Origin of the sequence: Pyxidicoccus caerfyrddinensis, assembly GCF_010894405.1 — a bacterium.
GTDB classification, from domain to species: domain Bacteria; phylum Myxococcota; class Myxococcia; order Myxococcales; family Myxococcaceae; genus Myxococcus; species Myxococcus caerfyrddinensis.
The window spans coordinates 357,271-383,092 of the sequence record NZ_JAAIYA010000002.1 but is presented as its reverse complement, the minus strand read 5'-3'; the positions used below and the strand labels follow the sequence as shown (position 1 = coordinate 383,092).

General features: G+C 72.1%; 16 protein-coding genes. 9 read left to right on the top strand and 7 right to left on the bottom strand.

What is annotated here, in order from left to right; translation table 11 throughout:
• Nucleotides 1–6: 6 nt before the first annotated feature.
• From G4D86_RS05160 to G4D86_RS05150, 3 genes are read right to left on the bottom strand one after another with little or no spacing between them, the layout of a single operon-like run.
• Nucleotides 7–1,017: a phytoene/squalene synthase family protein gene (locus G4D86_RS05160; protein WP_163990073.1), complete on the bottom strand. Its 1,011-nt coding sequence runs from the start codon at nucleotides 1,015–1,017 to the stop codon at nucleotides 7–9.
• On the bottom strand, nucleotides 1,014–2,570 hold the full coding sequence (locus G4D86_RS05155; protein WP_163990071.1) for a phytoene desaturase family protein: 1,557 nt from the start codon (nucleotides 2,568–2,570) through the stop codon (nucleotides 1,014–1,016). The genes G4D86_RS05160 and G4D86_RS05155 overlap by 4 nt, the downstream gene beginning before the upstream one ends.
• Nucleotides 2,571–2,577: 7 nt before the next feature.
• Nucleotides 2,578–3,663 (bottom strand): polyprenyl synthetase family protein, encoded by a 1,086-nt coding sequence (locus G4D86_RS05150; protein ID WP_163990069.1) that lies wholly within the window; start codon nucleotides 3,661–3,663, stop codon nucleotides 2,578–2,580.
• Between the two features lie 231 nt (nucleotides 3,664–3,894).
• Here G4D86_RS05150 and G4D86_RS05145 point away from each other — a divergent pair, with 231 nt between their 5' ends.
• From G4D86_RS05145 to G4D86_RS05130, 4 genes are all read left to right on the top strand, one after another.
• Nucleotides 3,895–4,356 (top strand): hypothetical protein, encoded by a 462-nt coding sequence (locus G4D86_RS05145; RefSeq protein ID WP_240360054.1) that lies wholly within the window; start codon nucleotides 3,895–3,897, stop codon nucleotides 4,354–4,356.
• The gene (locus G4D86_RS05140; RefSeq protein ID WP_163990064.1) at nucleotides 4,353–5,258 is read left to right on the top strand and encodes a TIGR01777 family oxidoreductase; all 906 of its coding nucleotides are present in this window, start codon (nucleotides 4,353–4,355) and stop codon (nucleotides 5,256–5,258) included. Before G4D86_RS05145 ends, G4D86_RS05140 begins: the two co-directional genes overlap by 4 nt.
• 10 nt (nucleotides 5,259–5,268) lie before the next feature.
• Entirely contained in the window at nucleotides 5,269–6,321 is a 1,053-nt protein-coding gene (locus G4D86_RS05135) for an alpha/beta hydrolase-fold protein (protein ID WP_163990063.1), read from the top strand.
• A gap of 168 nt (nucleotides 6,322–6,489) precedes the next feature.
• The gene (locus G4D86_RS05130) at nucleotides 6,490–7,104 is read left to right on the top strand and encodes a hypothetical protein (RefSeq protein ID WP_163990061.1); all 615 of its coding nucleotides are present in this window, start codon (nucleotides 6,490–6,492) and stop codon (nucleotides 7,102–7,104) included.
• A gap of 327 nt (nucleotides 7,105–7,431) precedes the next feature.
• Here G4D86_RS05130 and G4D86_RS05125 read toward each other — a convergent pair whose 3' ends face one another.
• Nucleotides 7,432–8,103: a hypothetical protein gene (locus G4D86_RS05125; RefSeq protein WP_163990059.1), complete on the bottom strand. Its 672-nt coding sequence runs from the start codon at nucleotides 8,101–8,103 to the stop codon at nucleotides 7,432–7,434.
• Between the two features lie 13 nt (nucleotides 8,104–8,116).
• Here G4D86_RS05125 and G4D86_RS05120 point away from each other — a divergent pair, with 13 nt between their 5' ends.
• The 3 genes from G4D86_RS05120 (at nucleotide 8,117) to G4D86_RS05110 (ending at nucleotide 13,751) form a co-directional block, all read left to right on the top strand.
• The gene (locus tag G4D86_RS05120; RefSeq protein ID WP_163990057.1) at nucleotides 8,117–11,155 is read left to right on the top strand and encodes a HEAT repeat domain-containing protein; all 3,039 of its coding nucleotides are present in this window, start codon (nucleotides 8,117–8,119) and stop codon (nucleotides 11,153–11,155) included.
• A 209-nt stretch (nucleotides 11,156–11,364) separates the two neighbouring features.
• Entirely contained in the window at nucleotides 11,365–12,780 is a 1,416-nt protein-coding gene (locus tag G4D86_RS05115) for a reverse transcriptase family protein (protein ID WP_163990055.1), read from the top strand.
• Nucleotides 12,777–13,751, top strand: coding sequence for a leucine-rich repeat domain-containing protein (locus G4D86_RS05110; protein WP_163990053.1), 975 nt, complete (start codon nucleotides 12,777–12,779; stop codon nucleotides 13,749–13,751). Before G4D86_RS05115 ends, G4D86_RS05110 begins: the two co-directional genes overlap by 4 nt.
• Nucleotides 13,752–13,773: 22 nt before the next feature.
• On the opposite strand, the gene G4D86_RS05105 is transcribed toward G4D86_RS05110, so the two are convergent.
• Together G4D86_RS05105 and G4D86_RS05100 are read right to left on the bottom strand one after the other, a co-directional pair.
• Entirely contained in the window at nucleotides 13,774–14,049 is a 276-nt protein-coding gene (locus G4D86_RS05105) for a hypothetical protein (protein ID WP_163990052.1), read from the bottom strand.
• Nucleotides 14,050–14,214: 165 nt separating this feature from the next.
• Nucleotides 14,215–18,597: an RCC1 domain-containing protein gene (locus G4D86_RS05100; RefSeq protein ID WP_163990050.1), complete on the bottom strand. Its 4,383-nt coding sequence runs from the start codon at nucleotides 18,595–18,597 to the stop codon at nucleotides 14,215–14,217.
• 275 nt (nucleotides 18,598–18,872) lie between these two features.
• Between G4D86_RS05100 and G4D86_RS05095 the strand changes: the two genes are divergently transcribed.
• On the top strand, nucleotides 18,873–20,246 hold the full coding sequence (locus tag G4D86_RS05095; RefSeq protein ID WP_163990047.1) for a metallophosphoesterase: 1,374 nt from the start codon (nucleotides 18,873–18,875) through the stop codon (nucleotides 20,244–20,246).
• Between the two features lie 19 nt (nucleotides 20,247–20,265).
• Complete coding sequence (locus G4D86_RS05090) at nucleotides 20,266–20,898, top strand: TetR/AcrR family transcriptional regulator (RefSeq protein ID WP_163990045.1); 633 nt, start codon at nucleotides 20,266–20,268, stop codon at nucleotides 20,896–20,898.
• A 138-nt stretch (nucleotides 20,899–21,036) separates the two neighbouring features.
• On the opposite strand, the gene G4D86_RS05085 is transcribed toward G4D86_RS05090, so the two are convergent.
• Entirely contained in the window at nucleotides 21,037–25,698 is a 4,662-nt protein-coding gene (locus G4D86_RS05085; RefSeq protein ID WP_163990043.1) for an amidohydrolase family protein, read from the bottom strand.
• Between the last annotated feature and the right edge of the window lie 124 nt (nucleotides 25,699–25,822).

The window sequence follows — 25,822 nt, the reverse complement described above, 5'->3', positions numbered from 1 at the left end:
GCGTCCTCACCCTCCCGTCCCAGTGGGCAGCAGCGGCACGCCCGCGTCACCCCGGGGCGCGGGCAATGCCGCGCCGGGGCGCATGAAGACGCCCGTGGCCAGCGCCAGCTTGCGGCGCGTGGTCACGTGGGCCCTCGCGCTGAACACGTCGTAGTCGCGCGCCTCGATGTCCCGCAGGATGTCGCCGTAGATGGCGCCCATCATCCGCACCATCGACTGGCTGCCGAAGCCCTGGAGGTAGTGCACCCCCGCCGCGGCCCGCGCGTAGTACACGCGCGCGCGCTCCACCTGGAAGCGCATGAAGGCCCGCCACCGCTCGTCCGCCTTCCCGCGCCGCAGGTCGTCCTCGCTCAGCCCGAAGGCGGCCAGCTCCTCGGAGGGCAGGTACACGCGGCCCCGCTCCAAATCCTCACGCACGTCGCGCAGGATGTTGGTGAGCTGCATCGCCCGGCCCAGGTCCGCCGCCGGTTGGGACGCCTTCACCTCCGCGCAGCCCAGCACCGGCGTCAGCATCAGCCCCACCACGCCCGCGACGCGGTAGCAGTAGAGGTCCAGCTCCTCCCACGTCGTGTAGCGGTTCTTCGTCAGGTCCATCTCCATGCCGGAGATGAGGTCCTGGAAGGGCTGCTCCGGAATCCGGTAGTGGCGCACCGTGTGCTTCAGCGCGGCGAACTCGCTCGGCTCCCACGGCGACTGCGCCTCCGCCGCCATCAGTCGCTCGGCCGGGGAGCCCAGCTCCTGCGACGCCAGCTCCGGCATGGGCAGGTACAGCTCCGCCACCATCTGCCGCGCCTTCGCCAGCCGCACCGGCAAATCCATCGGCACCACGTGGGGCTCGTCCCCGTCCACCAGGTCGTCCAGCCGCCGGCAGAAGGCGTAGAGGGCGAACGCCGCCTTCCGCCGCTGGCCGAAGAGCAGATACGACGCGAAGAAGAAGCTCTTCGCATGGTGGCGCGTCACCTCCTTCGCGCGCCGGTAGCCGTCCTCCACGAGGTCCTGTTGTTCGTGCGAGCTCATGCGGCCACCTCTTCCAGCGAGCGGGGCGCGCTCTCGCGCGGAGTCAGGGAGACGCCCGCGTCACGGGCCCAGTTCAGGAGCCGCTCGGTGACGAGGCGCGCCGAGATGAGCACCGTGGGCAGCCCCGTGCCGGGCTGCGTGGAGGCGCCCACGAAGAAGAGGTTCTTCACCCGTGCGTCCTGGTTGCGCGGACGAAACGGACCAATCTGCGTGAAGTTCTGCGCCAGCCCGAAGGCGCTGCCGCGCGCCAGGTTGAAGGTGGACGCCCAGTCGTCGGGGGTGAAGATGCGCTCCACCTCGATGTCCGACTCCAGCCGGGGGAAGCCGAGCTCCGCCAGCCGGGCGAACACCTTCGCCCGCACCTTCGGGCCCTCCTCCTTCCAGTGCACGTCCGGATTCTGGTGCGGCACCGGCACCAGCACGTAGAGCGCGTCCTTGCCCTCGGGCGCGAGCGACGCGTCGGTGCGCGTGGGCACGTTGACGTAGAAGCTCGGGTCCTCCGGCACGCGGAAGCGCTCGAAGATGTCGTCGAACGAGCCCTTGTAGTCCCGGCCGAACACCACGTTGTGGTGCAGCAGCCCGGGCACCTTCCGCTTCATGCCCAGGTAGAGCATGTAGCCGCTGGACGTGTAGCGCAGCTTCTCCGGGCGCTTGAGCCGGGTGGCGTTCGGGTCCAGCAGCGTCTCGTACGCGTAGGGCAGGTCCGCGTTGCACAGCACCGCGTCCGCCTCCACCACCTCGCCGCTGGCCAGGCGCACGCCCGTGGTGCGGCCACCATCGGTGAGGATGCGTTCGACTGGAGTGCCGTAGTGGAACCTCACGCCCTCCTCGCGCCCCAGTCGCTCCAGCGCTTGCGGAATCGCATACAGGCCGCCCTTCGGAAACCAGATGCCCACGCCCAGCTCGGTGAAGGGCAGCAGGCCGTAGACGGCGGGCGACGCGAAGGGCGACACGCCCAGGTACATCGTCTGGAACGTCATCGCCGCGCGCAGCCGGTCGTCCTGGAAGTAGCGGCTGACGTCCGCGTACATGCGGCGGTGCGCGCGGACCTTCAGGATGCGCGCGAGCACCTTCGGCGAAAAGTAGTCGGAGATGCCGTCGTAGTTGCGGCCCACCAGATAATCCAACGACGTGCGGTACTGGACGCGACCCTGGGCCATGAAGGCGAGATAGCGCTCGTAGCTGCCCGGCTCCACGCGCTCCAGCTCGCGCCCCATGGCGCACAGCTCGGAGGTGAAGGTGACGTCCGAGCCGTCGCGGAAGTGCACGCGGTAGTTCGGATCGCACCGCAGCAGCGTCAGGTAGTCCTCGATTCGGCGGCCCAGCGCACGGAAGGTCTCCTCGAACACCTCCGGCATCAGCACGATGGTGGGACCGATGTCCCACGTGAAGCCATTCGCGCGCAGCTGGTTGCAGCGCCCGCCGGGCCCGTTCGTCTTCTCGAAGACCTGGACGTCGAAGCCCTGGTGCGCCAGCCGCGCCGCGGCCGCGAGGCCTCCGACGCCCGCGCCCACCACCACCACCCGCCTGCCCTGTGTCCGTGCGCTCGTCATGGCGTCCTCATGCGGCGCGGCGCGCCAGGCGGGCGATGAGGGCGTCCAGCAAGTCCCTCACACCGTGCGGGTTGGGCAGCGACTGCAGCGAACGCCGCGCGGCGCGCGAGGCCCGGTCCACCATGCGCTCGCAGGCCGCACGGCCGCCCCACTGCTCCACCAGCGCGCGGGCGCGGGCAAGCGCGGCTTCGTCCTTCTGCTCCACCGGCAGCTCCCAGAGCGCCTCCAGTTCCTCGCGCGCGGTGGCGTCGGCGCGCGCGTAGGCGGCCAGCACCGGGAAGGTGCGCTTGCCCTGCGTGAAGTCGCCGTCCGAGGCCTTGCCCGCCACGCTCGAGTCGCCGAAGAGGCCGATGAGGTCATCTCGCAGCTGGTAGGCGAGCCCCACGTGGCGGCCCACGCGCTCCAGCCCGTCCAGCAGCTCCGCGCCGGCGCCGCCGAGCATGGCGCCGCACACCAGCGGGGCGCAGAAGCCGTAGCGCGCCGTCTTGAGGTAGGCCACGCGCAGCGTCTGGAAGAGCGTCACCTCCGACAGCGGCGCACGCCCCAAATCGAGGTCCAGGTACTGCCCGGCCGCGGTGTGGCGGCACACGCCCAGGTAGTACTGCATCACCTGCGGCGCGCCGGGCAGACCGGAGGCGAGCATGGCCTCCAGTGAGCGGGCGAAGAGGTGGTCTCCCATGACGACGGCGAGGTCCTCACCCGCGCGCCCGGGCGACAGCATGCGGTGCAGCGCGGGCCCTCCGCGCCGCAGCTCCGCCTGGTCCGCGACGTCGTCGTGGATGAGGAGGAAGGTGTGCAGCAGCTCCAGCCCCGCCGCGAAGGTCCACAGGCCGGAGGGCACTGCGGTGCTCCCCCGCGCCAGCGAGTGTCCCGCCATGACCAGCGCCGGCCGTAGCCGCTTGGCCGGTCGCAGGGCGTACGTGCGGGCCTGGTCCATGGCCGCTGCCCAGCGAGGGTCCAGATTGGACTCATCCGGCAGCTCGAAGAGCGCCCTCAGCGAGGCCTCCACCTCGGTCTGCACGAGCTGCAGCCAGGCCTGCTCCAGAGGAAGCGCTCCCGGCAGCGGCCGAGCATTGCGAACCGAGAGTGCCATGTGGCGTTCCTCCAGAAAGCCGGTGCCCTTCACTCCTAGAGGTAGCGTTTGCGTCCAGAGCTTGTCAAGGGTATGTCTAAGGTTTGCAAGAACCTTGTACACGGGGGTTCCCTCATGAAGGCGTGGATCGCGGGTGCGTTGACGGTGTCCCTGGCGGCAGGGAGTGCGTACGGAGGCGAACCTGCGTACGGGCCAGCCGACGCGACGTTACGCACCTCGGCTGGACAAGAGGTGCGGCTCTCCAAGTGGCGCGGGAAACCGGTCATCCTGTTCTACGAGGACAAGGACTCCACGACACTCAACCTGCCCCTGAAGGAAGCCCTCTTCTCCCGGGGCAAGGAGAAGGGCCTGCTGGACTCCGCCTGGGTGGTGGCGGTGGCCAACCTGGAGAAGTTCGACTTCTTTCCCGCTCGGCAGATTGCCCTCTCGTACGTCCGGGACGAGGAGAAGAAGGTGGGCGTGCCCATCCTCGTGGACCTGAACGGGACGCTGGGTGACGCGCCCTGGGACCTGCCGAAGAAGACGTCCAATGTGCTGCTGCTGGACGCGACGGGGGCGGTCGTCTTCCGGCACTCGGGGCGGATGAAGCCGGAGGAGCAGGAGGCGTTCTTCGCCGCGCTCAGCCGGCTCGTCGGCGTGGACCTGACGACGCCCGCGGCGCCGCCGCCCCCGGCTCCGGGAGGCCGTCCATGAAGGTGGCCGTCACCGGGGCGACCGGGTTCCTGGGTCCAGGTCTTGTTCAACGTTTGCTGGCCCGGGGGCATGACGTGCACGTGCTCGCGCGCAACGTTGAACGGAGCCTGAGCCGGCTTCCTGAAGGGGTGACGGGTGCGGTGTACGACGCCGTCACGCCGCTGGCGCCGGCGGCCCTGGAGGGCGTGGAGGCCGTGGTCCACCTGGCGGGCGAGCCGGTGGCGCAGCGGTGGACGAAGGAGGCGAAGCACCGCATCCACGACAGCCGGGTGCAGGGCACGCGGCTGTTGGTAGAGGCAATGAAGGCCGCGGGCACGGTGAAGCGCTTCGTGTCGGTGTCGGCCATCGGCTACTACGGCGGCACGCGCGGGGCGGAGCCGCTGACGGAGGAGAGCTCGCCCGGGGACGACTTCCTCGCGCAGGTGTGCCGGGGCTGGGAGGCGGAAGCCACGCGGGCGCGCGAGGCCGGCATCCGCACATCGGTGGTGCGCATGGGCGTGGTGCTGCACCCGGAGGGCGGCGCGCTGCACAAGATGCTGCCGCCCTTCCGCATGGGCGCGGGAGGCCCGGTGGGCAGCGGCAAGCAGTACGTGAGCTGGGTGCACCGCGAGGACGCGCTCGACCTGCTCCTCTTCGTGCTGGAGCACCCGACGCTGGAGGGCCCCGTCAACGCCACCGCGCCCACGCCCGTCACCAACGAGGTCTTCGCGCATGCGCTGGGCCACGCGCTGGGCCGGCCGTCGGTGATGCACGTGCCGGCCTTCATGCTCAAGGCGGCGATGGGGGAGATGGCGAAGGTCGCGCTGGAGGGACAGCGCGTCCTGCCCAGGCGTGCACAGGAGGCCGGCTTCACGTTCCGCCACACCGACTTGGAGGCGACGCTGAAGGAGCTGCTGGCATAGGGTGCGCCGCATGGATGCGAAGACGCTGGAGGCGCGGGCTCGCGCGGAAGGCACACCGGTCATCGAGGGAGACACCGCCACCTTCTTGTGGCGCGGCCGCGGACCGGTGTCGCTGCTGGGAGACTTCCAGGACTGGCGCGGCGAGCCGCTGCCGCTGGAGCGCGTGGCCCCCGGCCTGTGGGCACGCACGGTGACGCTGCCGCCGGACGCGTATGCGGAGTACGTGTTCCTGGACTCGCGCGGGAACAAGGTGGAGGACGCCTTCAACCCGCGCACGTCGGACAACGGCTTCGGCGACTTCAACCACTGCTTCTACATGCCCGGCGGCGGCCCACCCGAAATCCTCCAGCGCCCGCGTGGAGCGCCGCGAGGCCGCGTCATCCGGCACATGCTGGAGACGGAGGACATGGCGGTGGGTGGAAGGCGCTCGGTGGCGCTCTACGCGCCGCCCGTGCCCGGCCCGGTGCCGCTGATGGTGGTGTTCGACGGGGACGACTACCTCAAGCGCGTGAAGCTGCCGGAGGTGGTGGAGTCGCTGATGGCGCGCGGGCTGATGGGCCCGGTGGCGCTGGCCATGGTGTCCAACGGCGGCGAGGCGCGCAGCGTGGAGTACACGTGCAGCGAGTACACCGTGGACCTGCTGCTGCGGCGCGTACTGCCACTGGCGCGCGAGCACCTGTCGCTGGTGGAGGAGCCCGGCGCGCACGCGGTGCTGGGCTCGTCCTTCGGCGGGCTGATGGCGCTCTTCACGGGCTTGAGGGCGCCGGAAGTCTTCGGCCGCGTGCTGGCGCAGTCCGGGGCCTATGCGCTGGAGGGGCGCGACTTCGTCGTCTTCGACCTGGCGCGGCAGACGCCCCGCCGCCCGCTGGACGTGTGGATGGACTGCGGCCGCTTCGAGGTGCTCCTGGAAGGCAACCAGCGCATGGCACCGCTGCTCGCGACTTCCGGGCATCGCGTGGAGTACCGGGAGTACAACGCGGGCCATAACTACCCGGCGTGGCGGGATGACCTGTGGCGGGGGCTGCAGTGGATCTTCCCGGTGTCGTCCGCCAAACGCCGGTAAGCACTGCGGTTTACAAGTGTCAGGTGGTGAAGGTCCGGGGGTGCGCGGGGGCAGGACCGGCCCCACCCTTCCGGGAGGGACGCAACTGGCGCCGGCACGCGTCCGATAACCTACATGTGAATTCCCCTGGCCCTGTCCGCCAGAGGGTTCCATTGCTGGAGTTCCCCCATGTCGCGCATTGATGGTGGCAACCGCTCGTCCTCCCCCAAGGGCCCGGTCACGGAGCGCTCCGGAGCGGAGCGTCCGGACACCGCCGCCAAGGGTGCGCAGCCGGGCGCGGGGACGAAGGGCGGCCAGACGCACCGCGCGGTGCAGCCCTTCCAGGGGCGCAGCGACTTCGAGCCGGACCGCCGTCCCACGCCGCGCGCCACACCGGCCGTGGCTTCACCGGGCACCGCGGCGCAGGACCTCGCGGCCGCCGCCGGGGCCGACGCCGAATTGGAATTGCTCTCCGAGTTCCCCGACCAGGCGGACGCCCAGGGCGGCCTCGCCTCCGCGATGCTCCACGCGCACGCGAACGAGCCTGCCTCGCAGGCCCGCATCGTCGAGCGCCTGAAGCAGGACGGCCGACTGGAATCCCTCTTCGGCGAGGTGTTCCGCGAGGGCAACCCGTACGTCGAGCAGCCGCACCGCAACGCCGTCGTGCGTGCGCTCGACACCGCGCTCGCGCGGGGCACGGTGACGGGTGAGGAACTGCGGGCCTTCGCCCGTGGTGCCTACGCGCAGGAGTGGAAGCAGATCGGCTCCGAGCTGGCGGCGCCCGCCGCGCCCGGAAAGAAGTAGCCGGCACTCCTCCACCGCTCGCGCAACGCGTCCCCTCCTTCCTGCGGGCCCCCCGGCCTCGCGTCGTCTCCCCTCATGCACGCTCCTCGTCGACGAAGCTCGGTTTTGGGCCGGCGGACGCCAACGTCCTGCCGCCCTGTCGTGGTGCGCCGCGCGCAGGGCCCGAACCATGCCCGGCTCCGCCCGCCGCCTCCGAGCCGGTGCGGTGGAAGGACGCGACCTGCACGCCGCTCGGTGTGAGAACCGCACGCGCGCTACGGAGCGCCGAGCCACAGGAGCAGCAGCGCACCGCGAAGCGTGGGAGCGGGCATCGTCGTCACCTCCGCGTCAGGTACCGAGGCGTCCCACGAGCGCACCGCGCACCGACTGGGCGATGACGCGTGCGTTGGCGGAGAGCTCCTCGGGCAGCCAGTAGTAGAGAACCTTGCCGTCGGTCTCCACCTTCGAGCGCAGGAAGGTGAGGCCGCCCGTCCCGGCGCGCTCGGGGCTCTTCGGGAAGCAACGGCCGCACAGACACGGCAGCTTCGGCTGCGCCTCGTGCGAGGTGAGGTTGGTGGGGCCGCCTCCGGTGTCCTCACCGCCCGCTGTCTGGAGCAGCAGCGCCGCGTCCGCCGCGGACAGCGCCCGAGGAGTCTGCAGTGACATGCCCAGCGCGCCCTTCGCGGCCTGGATGCCCTTGCCGGACTCGAAGCGAATCTTCGGGATGAGCGCGGTGACGTCGGTGATGGGAATGGTGTTGGGGCGGGAGCGCCAGCCCTCGGCGTCGGACTTGAGTCCTTCGAGCACCGCCACCAGCCAGAGCGCCTCGTTGGGCGGACGCACGGTGAAGAGGAAGAGGCGCCCGCCCGAGCTCAGCGACGCCAGGTGCTTGCTGTTGCTGCGGTAGCGGTCCATCGGAAGCACGTCACCGGGCTTCTTGCCGGCGGCCTCCTTCTCGAACACCGCCTTGCTGATGATGGCCAGCATGTCGGGCATGTCGTCGAGTGTACCAGGGCGCATAGAGTCCACCGCAATGCCCGACCTGGACCCGGCCACGGTGCGGTTGCTCGACGAGGACGTCGCGGTGCGGCGCGAGGCGGTGGGCGATGTCGACACCTCCGCGCTTCCGGGACGCTACGCCCTGCGGCAGGCCCTGCTCACCGACGAGGACGCGGAGGTGCGCGCCACGGCCGCACAGCGGCTCGGTGGGACGCGGGATGCGCGCTTCGTGCAGGCACTGCTCGATGCGCTCGCGGACCCGATGCCGCTGGTGAGGGACAGGGCGTGGCGCGCGCTGGCACGGATGGGGGCACAGGCACTGCTGCCGCAGGCGGTGCGCGCGGTGCGGGAAGAGCCCGTGTGGTGGGTGCGCCGGGCGGTGGTGCGGGCGTCTGCGTCCGTCGCGGGCTCGGGTGCGCTGGACGTGCTGCTCGGCGCGCTGGAGGATCCGTTCTGGCGCGTGCGCCATGCGGCGGTGCAGGCACTGGCGTGGATTGGGCTGGACAACCCTGTCGCGCGGCAGCGCGTGCGAGAGGCCACGCATGGCACTACTCAGGAGCCCATGCGCTCCGCGGTGGCGTGGCTGGAGACGGCGTGGAATGTGGCGCCTTCGGCCCAGGCAGCGGAGCACGCACCCGCGCTGCACGAGGCACCGCGCACGGAGCGCTCGGAGTCTGTCAGCAACGAAGACCCGGCGGTGACGACGGCGCGGCTGGAGGCCACTCCCGCCTCCGCGCTCTCCGCTCGCGAGTTGGTGGAGTGGCTGGGCGACCCGCATGAGCCGCTGCGACTCCTCGCACGTCGGCGCCTCCGCGAGCGGAAGGATGTGGACGCCCTGCTCCTCGCGATGCGCTGGCTGGACGAGCCTCGCGTACCGCATGCGGCGGAGGAGGCCCACGCGCTGCTCGAACGCATCGACGTGGAAGACGTCGAGCTCGCATCCCGGATTCTCGCCGCGTCACCCCGCCCTGGCGCGGTGGCCTGGGCCTCGCGCATCGCGGTGGGCAGAGGGCACTCCGAGCTGCTGGAGCGAGTACGTCTCCTGCTGCGCCACCCCGAGCCCGCCCTGCGGCGCGCGGCGCTCTCCGGCCTCGTCTACGATCCTGACAGTCTCGAGGCCGTCCTCGCGGCGCTCGAAGACCCGGACGAGCGCGTACGCGCGGAGGTCATCGCCGCCTGGGAGCGCAGGCCCCCAGCACGCGCCACCGCCGAGGCGTTCGCGCTGGCACTGGCGCGCTTCGCACCCCGCGCCTCCACGACTCGCGAGCGGCGCGCCGTGGCCGTGGCGGCCATGTTCCTGGAAGAGCCCGAGCTGCTCATCCACGCCTCACGCGATGAGGACCCGGCCGTGCGTGCCGTGGCCTTGCGTGCACTCGCGTCGCTCGACCTGCTCACGGAGACCGAGCGCCAGGAGGCCGAAGCGCACGAGGACCCGTGGCTTCGCTCCGCGGTGCTGGACGCGGACTCCGCGCTCCGAGTCTGCGCGGAGGACCCGGACCCCACGCTGCGCCGCACCGCGCTCGAGCTACTGCTGCCCCTGGGCCGTCGGCTCGCGGGACGCACCGCACACGCCACGAAGCGGACCGAGACAGCATCAACGCGGCCCTCCGAAAACGCCTCACACGCACTGGACTCACGCGCACTGGATGAACAGGACGACGGTGCAGCGTGGACCGAAGAAGCCGACGACTCCACGGAAGAGCAGGACCTGAGCACCGCCGCCCTCGCCTGCTCTCAATCTCCCGACGCATGGCTGCGCGCCCGCGCCGCCGAGCTGCTCTCCCCTACCCGTGGCCGCGAAGAGCTGCGCGCCCTGCTGCGCCTGTCGCTCGACACCGCGCCCATGGTCCGCTCGGCGGCGGCCTCCATCCTGGAGTCGTGCGCCACGCTCGACGCGCTCCTCGATGACCTCCTGCACGGCCCCACGCGCGAGCGCGATGAAGCCCTGCGCACCTCCGCCTGGACCTGGCGCCTGCGCCTCGCGGATGCCTCCGCCTTCGAGCACCTCCGCTCCGCCCTCCTCGGCAACGCAGAGCCCGAGCGCGTCGTCGCCCACCTCGAAGCCCTCACCCTCGTCTTCCCCGACGAGCTCATCGCCTCCGAGCCCGCCCTCGCGCGCCACCGTCCCACGCGCCCCGCACAGCCGCGCGCCGCTCCCGCCCCGCGCCCCGCCGTGCCGATCCACACGTCCTCGCGCCCTCTGGGCCGCACGGGCCTCACCGTCTCGCCGCTGGTCCTCTCCGGCGCGCACCTCACCTCGCCCCAGCCCTTCTTCGAAGCGCACGAGGCCGGCCTCAACACCTTCTTCTGGGAGCCGCGCTACGCCGCCCTCACCCAGTTCCTCCGCGGTGGCCGCACCCTGCGCGACGGGCTCGTCATCGTCGCCGGCAGCTACTTCTCGGGCGCCGCGGCCCTCCGCCGCGACGTGGAGACCGCGCTCCGCCGCCTTCGCACCTCGTGGCTCGACGTCTTCCTCCTCTTCTGGGTCCGCTCCCCCGAGCGCCTCAACGCGGAGGACTTCGCCGCCCTCGAACGACTGCGCACCGAGGGCAAGGTCCGCACCTTCGGCTTCTCCACGCACCTGAGAGACCTCGCCCGCGACGCCCTCCGCCAACATCCCTGGCCCGTGGTGATGACCCGCCACAGCGCCGCGCATCCCGGCGCGGAAGGAACGTTCCTTCCGGAAGCCCATGCCCGAGGCACCGGCGTGCTCACCTTCACCGCCACCTGCTACGGCCGCCTCCTCCAGCCCGCCGCCGACACTCCGCCGGACTCGCCGCTGCCCACGGCCGTGGACTGCTACCGCTACTCCCTCACGCAGCCCGGCGTCAGCGCGTCCCTCACCGCGCCTCGCAGCCGCCGCGAGCTGCTCCACAACCTGGACGTGCTCTCCCGGCCGTACATGGAGCCGGACGCCCTGCCCGCCATGCGCGTCCACGGCGAGCGCGTGCGTGCCCGGAGCCGCCAGCTCGACGCGCTCGTCCGCCGCGCTCCGGGTGGGCCGCGTGATGCACTGCTCGCGCTGCTGGAGGAGGACGGCCCTCCCGACGCGGGTGACCTTCCCTCCTCCTGACGGATGTGGTGTGCTTCGCCTCGCTCCTGGGGCCGCGTGCAGCCAGCCTTCCGTCCGCGATGTCACGTCGCGGCTGCCTGTGACTCCCATTGAAGGACGAAGCGGTGCGAGGTCCGCCTGGCGGGCTTCCCCGACCTCGCCCGCATCTGCCGTGCAGGTGGCGGTGGCCCCAGGAGCCTGCAGTCCTCCACAGCGGTCGGAGCGCCGGAATGGACCTCGTTGGCCTCATCCTCGAGCTGAAGCCCCTGCTGGCCGACCCCGAGGCGAACTTCGACCGCATCGTCGCGCTGCTGGAGCGCCACCAGGGCCTCGCCGAGTACGAGGTCGCCCGCTTCTACGTGAGCCGCTCCTGGCTGGAGCCCGTCGCCCGCCGCCTCAAGAGCGTGGACCCGCGCGAGCGGCTCCAGGCCGTGCGCCTCATCCCCCTGCTCTTCGCCCGTGCCAGCGCCGCCGGGCAGCTCCGCCGCCGCGTGAAGGACCCGGACTCGCGCGTGGCCGCCCATGCCCGCGCCGCCGTGCGCCGCCTGGGCCTGGCGGACGTCTCCCCGCCCGACACGCGCGCCGACCCGCCGCGCCATCCCAGCGCCACATCCATCGGTGGCTGGAATCCCACCGGCTGGAACTTCGGCCTCTACCCGAGCATGAACGCGCCGGTGAAGCGCAAGGCCGCGCTCACCGCCGCCCTGCCCGTGCTGAAGACGCGCGCGGACGTGGCGAAGCTCGTGGGCGTGCCGGTGGCGGAGCTGGACGCGCTGATGCGCCCAGGCTCGGAGGCCGGCTCCGGCTACGTGGAGTTCGACGTGCCCAAGCGCTCCGGAGGCGTGCGCCGCCTCTGTGCCCCGCGCGCGAAGCTCAAGGCCGTGCAGCGCGCCATCCTCGACAAGCTCCTCGCGCACCTGCCCACGCACCCGGCCGTGCACGGCTTCGTCCCCGGACGCTCCACGGTGACCAACGCGAGCCCGCACGTGGGCTCCACGGTGGTGGTGCGCGTGGACCTGGAGGACTTCTTCCCCACGGTGCACTACCGGCGCGTGAAGGGTCTCTTCGAGGCGCACGGCTACGGCGACGAGGTGGCCTCGGTGCTCGCCGGCCTCACCACGTGGCGGCCCCGGCTGCCGGACGGCACCGTGGCGTGGCCCGGCGTGCTGCCGCAGGGCGCGCCCACGTCGCCCGCCATCGCCAACCTCGTCTGCCGCCGCATGGACGCGCGCCTCACCGCGCTGGCGAAGAAGGCGGGCGCCACGTACACGCGCTACGCGGATGACCTGTCCTTCTCCTTCAAGAAGCAGCCCGAGAAGCCAGGCCGCTTCCTCTGGTGGGTGAACGCCATCCTCCAGCAGGAGGGCTTCGCGGAGAACGCCGCCAAGCGCCGCATCATGCGCCAGGGTGGCCGCCAGCGGGTGACGGGCCTCACCGTCAACCAGCAGGTCTCCATCCCCCGCGAGGAGCGCCGCCGCTTCAAGGCCATCCTCGCCAACTGCCGCCAGCACGGCGTGGAGTCGCAGGCGCGCGGGCGCCCGGACTTCCCCCAGTGGCTGGAGGGCTACGCCGCCTACGTGCGCATGGTGCACCCGGAGCTGGGGGAGCGCTGGCAGCGCGAGGTGAAGGAGCTGCTCGCCCGATGAGTACCTGGCAGGAGCTGGTGGCGCGCGTGGCCGCCGAGCCCGAAAGCAACGATGCGCGGCTGGTCTGCGCGGACGTCCTCTGCGGCACCGACGACGCACGCGTCGAGCTCATCCACGCGCAGGTGGCGCTGAGCGGGCGCATGGACCCGGCTCGCAGGCAGGCCCTCACGAAGCGCGTGGAGACGCTCCTGTCCGAGCATGGCCGCAAGTGGCGCCAGCCGCTCGACGAGGCCCACGCGAGCGACGCGGCCTTCTCCCGGGGCTTCATCGAAGAGGCCACCCTGTCCGAGGCCCACCTCGCGAAGCACGGCGAGGCGCTGTTGGCGCGCGAGCCGCTGCACCGGCTGACGGTGGAGACGAAGGACGGCAAGGGCCTGGCGCTCGCCGCCGGGCAGCCCTGGTTCGAGCGCATCCGCCAGCTGAGGCTCACCGGCTCCGGCGTGACACGCGCGGCGAAGGCGCTGGCCTCCGCGACGCACGCAGGCCACCTCGCGAGGCTGATGCTGGCCGGCGCCGACGACGAGGCCGTGCAGGCGGTGGCTGGTGGCAAGGCGCTGGCGGGACTGCGCTCCCTGAGCGTCTCCGGCGCCGAGCTGTCCGACGCGTCCGCAGAAGCCCTGGCGAAGGGGGCGCTATCGCTGGAGGCGCTCTACCTCTCCGGCACCGGCCTGTCCGACGAGGGCGCCGAGGCACTGGCACGCGGCACCGCGCTCGGCGCGCTCCGGCTGCTGGCCCTCAACCGCAACAGCCTGTCCGATGAGGGCGCCCAGTCGCTCGCGGCCAGCAAGACGCTCCTCCAGGTGGAGCGGCTGGAGCTGTCCCGCAACGAGCTGAGCGAGGAGGGAGCGCTCGCGTTCCGTACCGCCAAGGCGATGCCGAAGCTGCGCCGGCTGGAGCTCATGGACATGGGCCTGGACCGGCGCGAGCTGGAGCCGGTGCGCAAGCGGCTGGGCGCGGGGCTGCGGCTCTGACAGCCCCGCGCGAGGGGCCTGGCTACTCCACCTCGAGGATGGGCTCGCCCTCCTCGTCCAGCAGGAGCTCGCAGTAGATTTTCCCGTAGGAGTCACACTCCACGAAGCCGGTGCCCGCGGGGGAGTCCACCCTCCAGTAGCAGACGCGCGCGCCGTAACAGGACACGGTGGAGCCATCCACGCACTTGACGCTCACCGTGCAGGGGCCGGCCTTCTGCCCGTACGCCCACGCCACCGCCGGCACCAGCGCACCCACAGCGGTGAGCACCGCCACCAGCACTGCCATCCACTTCGACATGGCCTTCCTCGCTTTCGGACAAACGGGGTTGTCGCGATTCATGGTGAGCGAAGGAAGGACGCACGTCAATGCAACGGGGTTGCGCATGTCCCCCGATAACCGACGCATCCCCATGGCGGCGCGCGGGGCGCACCGTGTGGGCCCCCGCGCACCCAGCCCCAAGACTCAGGGCATGGCCACTGTGCCGGGAGAGCAGCGGGTTCCCCGGACGCCCTGACCCAGCGTGCCGTAGAGGTTGCTGCCCCAGCTGAGCACGGTGCCGTCCTCCAGCATGGCCATGGAGAAGTCGCTGCCGGCGGACACGTGGCGGGTGGAGGCCAGTCCCTTCACGAGCACGGGCTCCGCATGCTGGAGGCTGTCCCCGTTGCCGAGCTGACCGTGGGAGTTGCGGCCCCACGTCCAGACGGCGCCCTCCGGACTCACGGCGAGCGAGTGCCGGGCTCCGGTGCCAATGGCCGTCACGCCCGTCACGCCCGCCACGGCCCCCGGCACCAGGCGGGGCTTGATGCTGGTCGTGCCGAGCTGGCCGAAGCCGTTGTCGCCCCACGTCCACACCGTGCCGTCCTCGCGCCGGGCCAGCGTGTGGTACGCGCCGGCCTGCACCTCCACCACGCCGTTCAGCGCCAGCACCGGCACCCGCGAGTAGCGCGTGGTGGTGGTGCCGTCGCCCAGCTGCCCGCTGGCGTTGTAGCCCCAGCCCACCAGGGTGCCGTCGTCGAGCAGCGCCAGCGAGTGGTGGTCTCCGCCCGCGACGGTTCGCGCGTCCTCGAGGCCCTCCACCTGCACCGGCATCAGGCGCGACTCGGCGGTACCGTCCCCGAGCTGTCCGAAGGCGTTGTAGCCCCAGGTCCACACGGTGCCGTCCGAGCGCACCGCCAGCGAGTGGTAGCTGCCGGCGGCAATGGCCTTCACGTCCGACAGGCCCTCCACCCGCACCGGCAGCTGCCGCGAGGACGTGGTGCCGTCGCCCAGCTGGCCGAAGCCGTTGCCGCCCCACGCCCACACCGTGCCGTCCGAGCTCAGCGCCAGCGAGTGGTACACGCCCGAGGCCACCGCCTCCACGTTCATCAGCCCACTCACCGCGGCGGGCGAGGAGCGGCCCACCGTGGTGCCGTCCCCCAGCTGGCCGTAGGTGTTGTCACCCCACGCGTGCACGGTGTGGTCCGCCAGCAGCACCAGCGCATGCTGGTGCCAGGCGCGCACGTCGAGCACGGGCGGCCGGATTTTGGGCCCCTGCACCTTCACCTCCACCGGCTCCAGGCGCGGGCCCGAGAGCACCTCTCCCAGCTGGCCGTACTCGTTGCTGCCCCACGAGCGCACCGTGCCGTCGCGCAGGAGCGCCAGGGCGTACTGCTCGCCCGCGGCCACGGCCACGGCGTCCGTCAGGCCCGGCACCTGCTTCGGCACGCCCGCGGACGTGTACGAGCCGTTACCCAGCTGGCCGAGGCTGTTGTCACCCCAGGCCCACACCGTGCCGTCCGAGCGCACCGCCAGCACGTGGTGCGCTCCCGCGGACACGGCGGTGACGCCCTCCAGTCCCGGCACCTGCTTGGGCAGGCTGTGGCTGGCGTTGGTGCCGTCGCCGAGCTGCCCGGACGGGTTCGTCCCCCAGGACCACAGGGTGCCGTCCAGGCGGATGGCCAGCGAGAAGGCCCGCCCCGCCGCCACGGACATGACGCCCTCCAGCCCCTGCACCCGCACGGGCACGGTGCTGTTGACGGTGGTGCCGTCGCCGAGCTGGCCGGAGGCATTGGCACCCCAGGCCCACAGCGTGCCGTCCTCGCCGAGGCCCAGGCCATGCGTCTCGCCCAGCGTCACCGCCACCATGCCGCTCAGCCGCTTGAGCTGGACGGGGGTGGAGCGGTCCGTCGTGGTGCCGTCGCCGAGCTGCCCGTTGACGTTGCTGCCCCAGGCCCAGACGGAGCCGTCCGCGCGCAGCGCCAGTGACGTGTCCCCGCCCGCCGCGACGGACACCGCGCCCGACAGGCCATCCACCACGGTCGGCGTGGAGCGCGTCACATAGGCCGTGCCGTTGCCCAGCTGCCCCCGGTTGTTCGCACCCCACGCCCACACCGTGCCGTCACAGGCCAGCGCCAGCGTGTGCTGCAACCCGGTGGAGAGGGAGCGCACGCAGGGCACTCCGGGCACGGAGACGGGCGCGGCGCGGTGGATGCTGGTGCCGTCGCCGAGCTGCCCGGAGGCATTCTGTCCCCACGCGCGCAGCGTGCCGTCCTGACGCACCAGCAGCGAGTGCGCGCGGCCGGCCGCCAGCCGGTCCTCGCGCCCGAAGCCGCGCACCTGCACCGGCACCGGGCTCCAGCCGGCCACGCCGAGGCCGAGCTGCCCGAAGCGGTTGTAGCCCCACGCGCGCACCGTGCCGTCCTGGCGCAGCGCCAGCACGTGCAGGTAGCCGGGGCACAGCGACTTCACCCCCGACACGCCCGGCACCGCCGCGGGCTGGGAGTGCGAGGTGAGCGTGCCGTCACCGAGCTGGCCATAGCCATTGGCGCCCCACGCGCGCAGCGTCCCGTCGGCCAGCAGGGCCAGCGAGTGGGAGCGCCCGCCGCTGACGGCGGTGACGCCCTCCAGGCCAGCCACCTTCACCGGGCGGAAGCGGTCCGACCACGTGCCGTCACCGAGCTGCCCGTCGGCGTTGTCACCCCAGGCCCACACCGAGCCGTCCGTGCGCGCCACCAGCGCGTGCGCGGAGCCCGCGGCCACCGCCGTCACGCCCGTCAGCTCCGCCACCATCACCGGCGTCGAGCGCTGCACCCCGGCACCGTCGCCCAGCTGCCCCTCGTAGCCCTCGCCCCACGTCCACACCGTCTTGTCCGAGCGCAGCGCCATGGAGAAGTACGTGCCCGCCGCCACCGCCGTCACGCCCGTCAGCCCCGACACCTGCACCGGCACCGCGCGGTCCTTCGTCGTGCCATCGCCGAGCTGCCCCAGCGCGTTGTAGCCCCAGGCCCACACCGTGCCGTCGCCGCGCAGCGCCAGCACGTGGCTGCCGCCCGCGGCCACCGCCACCACGCCCGTCAGCCCCGGCACCTGCGCGGGCACCGCGCGGTCCGTCTTCGTGCCATCGCCGAGCTGGCCGGAGGCGTTGCGCCCCCACGTCCACACCGTCCCGTCCGAGCGCAGCGCCACCGAGTGGTGGCTGGCCGCGGCCACGGCGATGGCGACGCCGGACATCGCCACCCGCACCGCCGCGGTGCGCTCCGTCTGCGTCCCGTCCCCCAGCTGGCCGTAGGTGTTGCGCCCCCACGCCCACACCGAGCCGTCCGAGAGCAGGCCCAGCGAGTGGAAGCTGCCCGAGGCGAGCGACGTCACCCCGGCCAGCCGCAACACCGGCTCCGCGGAGAGGTGCCGCTCGGAGCCGCCGTGGCCGAGCTGGCCGGACGCGCCGCCGCCCCAGCCCCACAGTGTGCCATCCGCGCGCAGCGCCACCGCGTGCTGCGCCCCCGCCGCCAGGGCCGTCACCGCGCTCAAGCCCTGCACGGACACCGGGGCGGCGCGCTCCGTGGTGGTGCCGTCGCCGAGCTGCCCGGAGGCGTTGTAGCCCCACGCGAGCACGGTGCCCGTCTTGCGCAGCGCCAGCGAGCCGGAGTCCTGCGCGGCCACCGCCTTCGCGTCCGAGAAGCCCGGCACCTGCACCGGCGTGGGCCGGTCCATCCACGAGCCGTCCCCCAGCTGGCCGGAGCCGTTGGAGCCCCACGCCCACACCGTGCCGTCCGTGCGCAGCGCCAGCGTGTGGTAGGTGCCCGCGGCCACGGCGGTGATGCCGGTGAGCCCGGCCACCTTCACCGGCACCAGGCGCTGGGTGGAGGTGCCGTCCCCGAGCTGGCCGGAGCCGTTGGCGCCCCAGGCCCACACCGTGCCGTCGTTGCGCGCCGCCACGGTGAAGTCATAGCCGGCGGACAGCGCCACCACGCCCGTCAGGCCCGGCACCGGCCCGGGTACCAGCTCGGCGCTGGAGGTGGTGCCCCGGCCGAGCTGCCCGTTGAAGTTGATGCCCCACGCCCACACCGTGCCGTCCGCGCGCAGCGCCAGCGAGTGGAACTCGCCCGCGGCCACCGCCACCACATCCGCCAGCACCTGCTTCGGCGCGGCGCGGTCCAGGAGGGTGCCGTCGCCGAGCTGCCCGGAGGCGTTGCTCCCCCACGTCCACACCGTCCCGTCCGAGCGCAGCGCCAGCGAGTGCGAGTCCCCCGCCGCCACCGCCACCACGTCCGTCAGCCCCGGCACCTGCGCCGCCGCCAGGTGCTGGAAGGAGACGTCTCCCCCGCCGAGCTGTCCCGCCGTGTTGCCACCCCACGCCCACACCGTGCCCCCGGGGGCGATGTAGAGCGAGTGCTGCGCGCCCGCGGCCAGCCGGGGCAGGTCGCCCTGGGGCACCACCAGCCGGGAGGCCCGCGTTGTGGAGGTGGGGGCCTGGGGCGTGGCGGCGTCTCCAGCAGGGCCCGGCACCCGCTCGCAGCCGGCCATCAGCAGGGCTCCGAGCAGCAACCCCCACAGGGCGCGAGCTCCCGCGTTCATGTCCTTGCGCATCGGTTCTTCCTCCGGGTGTGTGCGAGCACGTCCGACTGGCGGCTCGCGCCGTCTCACGAGAGGCGAAGCGCCAGGGGCCGTCCGGCGGGGCGGTGTATACGGCCAAACCTCAGCTACTTGTACCGCGAGAACGGCCCTCGGCGCCCCTCCAGGCAGCCAGCTGTTTCAGGGTTGCAGAAGGAGCGGGGTCGTTTAGCCCCATTTCGCTCGCGGTCCACACTTCTTCACACGGATTGCATTGCGGTGGGCCCCAGGGGGCTGGCTATTGGAGGCCCATGGATTCGCCGGTTCGCTTCATCGTCTTCGCCGTCGTGACGGGCCTCATCACGCTGCTCGCCCACATCTACCTGTACCGGCGCCTGTTCGTGGATACGTCGGAGAGTCCCCGGTGGCGGCGGCTGGGCGGGTGGGTGATGGCGGCGCTGGGCGTGCCGCTCGTGCTGTCCTGGTCCGTGACGCGCTTCCTCCCCGTGGACACCACCTTCGCCATGGCCACCGCGGTGTGGACGTGGATGGGCGCGGCCATCTACCTGCTGTTCGCCTTCTGGGTGGCGGGCGGCATCCGCCGGGTGGCGGGGTGGGTGGCGCGGGCGCGGAGGGTGGGGATGGCGGATGCGAGCGCTTCAGCGGTGGGTACGGCGCTGCCGGCCCAGGTGGCCATGGCGGCGGAGACGGTGATGGCGGGTGCGAGCCGGCAGACGCAGGCGACCGCCACCGCGATGGAGCAACGGCTGACCTCGTCCGTCCCCGCCGAGGCCGTGGCCCCGGTGGCCCTCGTCGCCGCGCCGGAGCCCACCCCGGAGCCCTCCCGCCCCGTGGACGTGGAGCGCCGCCGCTTCCTCGCGCGGGCCACCGCGGGCGGCGCGCTGCTCGCCTCGGGGGGTGTCACGGGCTTCGGCATGTGGCGCGCCTTCCACGAGCCGGTGGTGAGCGAGGTGGCGGTGCGCCTGCCCGGCCTGCCCCGCGCGCTGGACGGCTTCACGATTGTGCACCTCAGCGACATCCACGTGGGCCCCGTCATCCAGCGCCGCTTCATGGACGAGCTGGTGGCGCGCTGCGACGCGCTGCGCCCGGACCTCGTGTGCATCACCGGAGACCTGGTGGACGGGAACGTGGCGTCGCTGTCCCCCGCCGTCTCCGCGCTGCGGGACTTGAAGTCCCGCCACGGCACGTACTTCGTCACCGGCAACCACGAGTACTACTGGAACGCCGCCGCGTGGGCGGACGCGCTGGAGCGCATGGACATCCACGTGCTGCGCAACCGGCACGTGCGCATCGGCGACGCGGCCGCCTCGTTCGACCTGGTGGGCGTGGATGACTGGGCCGCGCGGAACACCCGGCAGGGCTACAACCTGGACGCCGCAATCGCTGGCAGGGATGCGGAGCGCGCCTCCGTGCTGCTCGCACACCAGCCGTCGAACTGGGTGGAGGCGGCGAAGGCGGGCATGGGCTTGCAGCTCTCCGGGCACACGCACGGCGGCCAGTTCTTCCCCTTCACGCTGGCAGTGTCCGCCATCTGGCGACACGACGCGGGCCACTTCCAGGAGGGGGACAGCCATCTCTATGTCAGCCGGGGAACAGGCTTCTGGGGTCCGCCGCTGCGCGTCGGTTCACCGCCTGAGATTGTCAAGCTCATCTTGATGGCATGAGGTATAGAGTTGCATTGATATGGGTAGGGAACCGGCACAACGGGAACTCAAACAGGAACGGGCGGCGCGCACGCGGGTGGAAATCCTCGAGGCAGCCATCACCCTGTTCTCCCGCCGCGGCTTCCTCGCCACGACGATGGCGGACCTGTCCCGCGCCATCCGGATGACGCCGGGGGCGCTGTACTGGCACTTCCCCACGAAGGAAGACCTGCTGCTGGCGGCCATCGCGGAGCTGCACCAGCGCTGCGTCCGCGAGTTCGCCAGCCACCTCCAGGAGGCCCGCGAGCTGCCGGCCCGGGAGCAGCTCCAGGCCTTCACCGAGCGCACCCAGGAGTTCCTCCGCTGCCACCGCGAGTACGGCATCTTCTTCGCCATGCTGGCGGCCGAGGCGGCGGAGTCGAATGACCGGGTGGCGGACGCCATCCGCGAGAAGCTGGCCGTCTACGCGAAGGTGCTGGAGGGCATCATCCGCCACGGCCAGAAGACGGGGGAGTTCCGCCAGGACGTGGACGCGCTGCACGCGGCCCACGGCCTCTTCGGCGGGTACATGGGCGTGCTGGTGCACCAGAACCTCTTCCGCGCCACGCTGGACTACGCCCCGCTGGTGGCCGCGCTGCACCGTCTGGTGACGGACGGGACGCAGGCGAGGTAGGCCGCACAATCCCTCTCTTCCAGCCCGGGGCCCCGGAGCATCGGGGGCCTGAAATGCAACGGGCGACCCCTGAAGTCACAGGGGCCGCCCGTCTCAATTCCTCTCACCTGCTCGCGCGGCACCTACGCCGCGCCAGCGTCACGGCGCCGGAGGAGGCGGCGTGGTGATGGCGTTGACCGCTCCCGGGGTGATGCTGGTGGTGAAGTGGAAGTCCGCGAAGTTGACGTTGGTGTCGGCGGAGTCCGCGCCGCGCGACAGCGAGCCGGCCACCGTGCCGCTGTCCTCCAGCTTCGCCGTGTCCGCCGTCCCCTCACGCAGGTCGAACTTCTTCGTCGAGCCGGCGATGGTGGCCTGCGTCACGTTGCCCTCGTAGGAGATGGAGTCGACGAGCGCGTCCTGCGCCGAGTCGTAGATGGCCGCGGCATCCGGAGCACCGTTCTGGATGTAGTCCGTGGTGCCCTTCTGCAGCGTCTTCACCCCGGCGCGTCCGGCCAGGGGGCCGACCACGTTGGCGGAGCCGATGACCAGGTACTCCCCGGCGCCGAGCGCGCCACCCGGCACCTCGGACAGGGCCACCTTCTGGTAGCTCGTCATGTTGCTGCCGTTGACGAGCACGAGGAACAGATTGGTCAGCGACACAGACCTGGAGGACGAGTTGTAGATCTCCACGAACTCCATCGAGTCACCGGCGCCGGGCATGTCGTAGTCCACCTCGTTGATGACCAGGCCCGCGCCCGCGGGGACGTCCACCGTCACCTGGGCCGTCTTCTCCACGCCGCCGAAGCTCGCCTTGAGGGCGACCTGCGCCGGGGCATCCACGTTCGCGGCCGTGAAGGTGAAGGTGGCCGTCGTGGCGTCACGCGGCACGCGCACCGTGGCCGGCACCGAGCCCGCGCCCGCCGCGGGCTCCAGCGTCAGCGCCACGTCCGTCTCGTCCGTCTGCGCGGCACGGTCCAGCGTCACCGTGAAGGTGAACGTCTTGCCCGTCATCACCGTCGCCGTCTCCGGAGACAGCGTGGCGAGCTTCGGCGGCGGCGGCGTCACCGTGAGGTCCGCCTGCCGGGTGATGCCGAACAGCGAGGCGGACACCTTGCCCGCGCCCCCACCGTCCGCGTCGGCGGTGAAGGTGAAGGTGGCCTCCGTCTGGCCCGTGGTCAGCGTCACCGTGGCGGGCACCGAGCCGTAGTGCGTCCCCGCCGTGCCCGGCGTGGCCGCCAGCGCCACCGCGGGGTCCGCCGTCACCGGCCGGTCCACCGTCACCCGGAACCCGCGGGTGCCACCGGCGGGCACCGGGCCCGCCGTGAGTGCCTCCACGGACACCAGCCGCGGCGCGTCCTGGTCCAGCGTCACGGTGGTGCTGGCGCCGCTGCTGCCCAGCGTCGCCGTCACCGTGCCCGAGGTGCCCGTGGCGTCCGCGTCCGCGGTGAAGGTGAAGGTCGCCTGGGTGGCATCCGTCGCCACCGCCAGCGTCGCGTTCGCCACCCCGAAGGTGCCGAAGCCCGTCGCCGGGTCCACGCTCAGCGCCACGGTGGTGTTGGCCGGCGCCGGCCGGTCCAGCTCCACCGTCAGCGTCGCCGTGCCACCCGGCACCATCGTCACCGCAGCGGGGGTGAGCTGGTGCACCGTGGGCTGCTCGTTCTCACCCAGCACGCGCACAGTGTGCTGCTGCGTGGAGTCACCCAGCGCGGCCGTGAGGGTGACGGCGGCGGCCTGGGCCACCGGGCTCAGCTTCACCGTCGCGGACGTCTGGCCCGCGGGGATGACCACGCCGCCGCTCACCGCGGTCAGCGCCGTGGAGTCGCTGGAGCTGACGGCCACGGTGACGTCCTCGGGGAAGGTGGAGGCCATCGTCACGGTGAGCGCGGCCGGGAAGGTGTTCCCGGAGGCGGAGCCCACGCGGATGAAGGCCCCGCCCGTGAAGCCCGTCAACGCGGGCAGCGGCGGCAGCGGGACGCGCAGGTCGCGCGCGCTGCGCGGCAGCAGCTTGTACTCGTTGAAGCCGAAGGTCAGCACGCCCGTCAGGGAGAGGTACTTCGTGCCTGGCGCCTGCAACGGGTAGTCGAAGGCCTGGTCATCCACCTTGAGGCCCGTGGTGGCGCCGTCGCCGCTCGGGTTCTCGTCGACGATGAATTCGTCGAAGCTGTTGGTGGCGCCGGTGAGGGTGACGTCGCGCACCTGCAAGAGCACGCCGTCCAGCTTGTCGGCACGAGGCCCGCCGGTGCGCACCTCCTCGGTGCGGACCACCACGGGGTCCGGCAGCGTGTTGCCCGCGCTGCGCTTGGTGAACGTCACGTTCGTCAGCTCCAGCACGCCGCGGAACAGCGCCAGCGTCGCCTGGCTGATGTCCAGCCGGTCGCCCACGGCGACGTCCGCCTTGGGGGCGAAGACGTAGATGCCGGAGTAGTCCGCGCTCTGGCCCTGCGGCGAGGCCTGGACGAAGTAGCCGCTGGTGCCGGTGGCGTTCAGCGCGGTGACGATGACGTCGGACACCGCCACCTTGGTGTTGAGCAGCGCAATGGCGCCGTTCACCGGCGTCTTCATCTCCTGGATGGTGGTGGGGCACGAGGCGCCGTCGGGGTTCGCCGCGGCGCACGGGTCACACGCGTTGCCCTGGCCGTCGCCGTCCACGTCCGCCTGGTCCGGGTTGGCCAGGTACGCGCAGTTGTCGCCGGGCGTCAGCACGCCGTCGGCGTCGGGGTCCGAGGGGTCCGTCTTGTCGCAGGTGCCGCCGGCCTGCGCGGGGCAGCCGTCGCACGCATCACCCTTGCCGTCCGAGTCCCCATCCGCCTGGTCGCGGTTGGTGAGGAAGGGGCAGTTGTCCTTCCAGGTGGCCACGCCGTCGCCGTCGTCATCCGCGGGGTTCGGGATGGTGCAGGTGGTGGCGTTGGCCGCCAGCGGGCACGGGTCGCACGCGTCGCCCACGCGGTCCCCGTCCGAGTCCGCCTGCGCGCCGTTGTCCATGGGGCGCACCGGGTTGAAGATGGTCGGGCAGTTGTCCGCGCTGTCGACGATGCCGTCGCCGTCCTTGTCGTCCGCCTTCACCTCGCTCGTGTAGACGGTGGAGTTGTTACGGGACGCCAGCCACCTGTCGTCCGTGGAGGCCCGGCGGGGCGCGCACACCGGCTCGTTCTCCGGCGGGCCGTTGCAGGCGAACAGCGGGTAGGCGGTGCTGTTGGCCGCCTTCAGGGCCGTCAGGTCCTTGCCCACCTCGCCCTTGAGGCACACCGCCTTGGCGGCGCCGCAGACGTCCAGGGTGTCGCAGGTGTCCGTGCCCTTCAGCCCGTCCACCAGGGTGCCGTCGCCGTAGAGCGCCTTGCCGCCGCGCATCGTGAGGACCACGTCCTCCGGGTTGGCGGTGATGACCGCGCGGTGCGGCGAGGCGGCGAAGGTGCGCAGCCGGAAGATGGACAGGTCGCCCACCTTGCCCGGGGTGATGCGGCCCACCTTCTCGAAGATGTCCGTGGCGTCCGCGGCGTTGGCCGTCACCATGCGCCACAGCTGCTCGTCGGACAGCGTCTTCGCGTAATACGTCGCGTTGAGGTAGTCCGCGCACTTCAGCTCGCGCAGCAGGTTCATGGAGCCGGACTGAATCCAGTCGGTGCCCAGGGCGATATTCACGCCCAGGTGCTTGAAGGCCGGCACCATGGCCGTGTCGCCATACAGCGCGATGTTGGAGCGCGGCGACCAGACGAGGCCGGTGCCCCGCGCCGCCATGCTGGCCATCTCCTTCGCCGTCAGGCCGATGCCGTGGATGATGGACGTGCGCGCGAAGAGCACGTCGGAGTTGCCCGAGGACAGGCAGCGGAACTCGTTGATGGCCCGGGCGTCGATGCCCTCGGCGATGTGCGGCAGGTAGGCGGCCACCTTCGGCAGCCCGGAGGATGACGGCAGCGCCGGGTAGCTGCAGCCCGTGGTCAGCGTCTCACCCCCGGAGTCGCCCAGCGGGAAGGTGTCCGAGTCCGCGTAGCCCTCCTCGAGCCCCTCCTGGCGGGCCACCGTGCTGACGTCCACGTTGCGCAGCAGGCCCGGAGCGCCACCGGCGCCCGCGACGGAGGTGGTGCCGGCCATCAGCTGCCGCAGCTCCTGGAAGCCGATGATGTCGCTGGCCGTCTTGCTGCCGTTGTTGTCCACCCGGGTGTGCCCGCCCAGGCCCCGGCGCCAGTCCTGGCGCTGCTCGAAGCGCTCTTCCGTGCCGACGTACGGCTTGTCGGGGAAGGTGATGTGGTCGTGCGGGTTGATGAGGCCCGGGGAGATGACGCCCGTCGGGCACGACACCTGCGTGGCCTCGGCGGCGCCGGCCGCGGCGGCGCAGTCACACGCGGAGCACTGGATGATGCCCTGCGCGTCCACCAGCACCTGGCCGCCCAGCAGCGTCTCGCCGTCCTTCAGCACCACGCCCGTGAAGAGGCGCGCGCCGTTGCCGGCCTTCGTCACCGCGCAGGTGGCCCCGTCCGGAAGCGCCGGCGCGGACGCGGCGGCGCAGCGGGTGGTGGCGAAAGAGCAGTCCGAGGCGCAGGCATCACCGTCGGCGATGTTGCCGTCGTCGCATACCTCCAGGCCGTCCACGCGCCCGTTTCCACATTGGGCGCTCCCCGTTGGCGTCGTCGTACAGTCCGCCTGGCAACCGTCACCGCTGGTGGTGTTGCCGTCGTCGCACTGCTCGCTTCCCTCCTTCACGCTGTTGCCGCAGACGGGCGGGGCAACGCCGCAGCCATCTCCCTTACAGGTAGGGTCGTCCGAACATCCGGCGTGGAAGAGCAGGACCGCGCCGAGCGCGGCCAGCAAGAGGCGTGGGGACATTCGCATTTCGTGAGTCTCCCGGCGGACACCGCCACGGGGAAGGTGGCAGGTCCTTGGCACGCCGGAGCGTACCCCGTGAAACATTTCAGCGACACCTTACGTACTGAGTCCAGAGCCCTGGAGT

Excerpts from the sequence above, each read along its gene's own strand:
- G4D86_RS05160 (WP_163990073.1), bottom strand. The coding sequence starts at position 1,017 with ATGAGCTCGCACGAACAACAGGACCTCGTGGAGGACGGCTACCGGCGC.
- G4D86_RS05155 (WP_163990071.1), bottom strand. The coding sequence starts at position 2,570 with ATGACGAGCGCACGGACACAGGGCAGGCGGGTGGTGGTGGTGGGCGCG.
- G4D86_RS05150 (WP_163990069.1), bottom strand. The coding sequence starts at position 3,663 with ATGGCACTCTCGGTTCGCAATGCTCGGCCGCTGCCGGGAGCGCTTCCT.
- G4D86_RS05140 (WP_163990064.1), top strand. The coding sequence starts at position 4,353 with ATGAAGGTGGCCGTCACCGGGGCGACCGGGTTCCTGGGTCCAGGTCTT.
- G4D86_RS05135 (WP_163990063.1), top strand. The coding sequence starts at position 5,269 with ATGGATGCGAAGACGCTGGAGGCGCGGGCTCGCGCGGAAGGCACACCG.
- G4D86_RS05130 (WP_163990061.1), top strand. The coding sequence starts at position 6,490 with ATGTCGCGCATTGATGGTGGCAACCGCTCGTCCTCCCCCAAGGGCCCG.
- G4D86_RS05125 (WP_163990059.1), bottom strand. The coding sequence starts at position 8,103 with ATGCGCCCTGGTACACTCGACGACATGCCCGACATGCTGGCCATCATC.
- G4D86_RS05120 (WP_163990057.1), top strand. The coding sequence starts at position 8,117 with ATGCCCGACCTGGACCCGGCCACGGTGCGGTTGCTCGACGAGGACGTC.
- G4D86_RS05115 (WP_163990055.1), top strand. The coding sequence starts at position 11,365 with ATGGACCTCGTTGGCCTCATCCTCGAGCTGAAGCCCCTGCTGGCCGAC.
- G4D86_RS05110 (WP_163990053.1), top strand. The coding sequence starts at position 12,777 with ATGAGTACCTGGCAGGAGCTGGTGGCGCGCGTGGCCGCCGAGCCCGAA.
- G4D86_RS05105 (WP_163990052.1), bottom strand. The coding sequence starts at position 14,049 with ATGTCGAAGTGGATGGCAGTGCTGGTGGCGGTGCTCACCGCTGTGGGT.
- G4D86_RS05100 (WP_163990050.1), bottom strand. The coding sequence starts at position 18,597 with ATGCGCAAGGACATGAACGCGGGAGCTCGCGCCCTGTGGGGGTTGCTG.
- G4D86_RS05095 (WP_163990047.1), top strand. The coding sequence starts at position 18,873 with ATGGATTCGCCGGTTCGCTTCATCGTCTTCGCCGTCGTGACGGGCCTC.
- G4D86_RS05090 (WP_163990045.1), top strand. The coding sequence starts at position 20,266 with ATGGGTAGGGAACCGGCACAACGGGAACTCAAACAGGAACGGGCGGCG.
- G4D86_RS05085 (WP_163990043.1), bottom strand. The coding sequence starts at position 25,698 with ATGTCCCCACGCCTCTTGCTGGCCGCGCTCGGCGCGGTCCTGCTCTTC.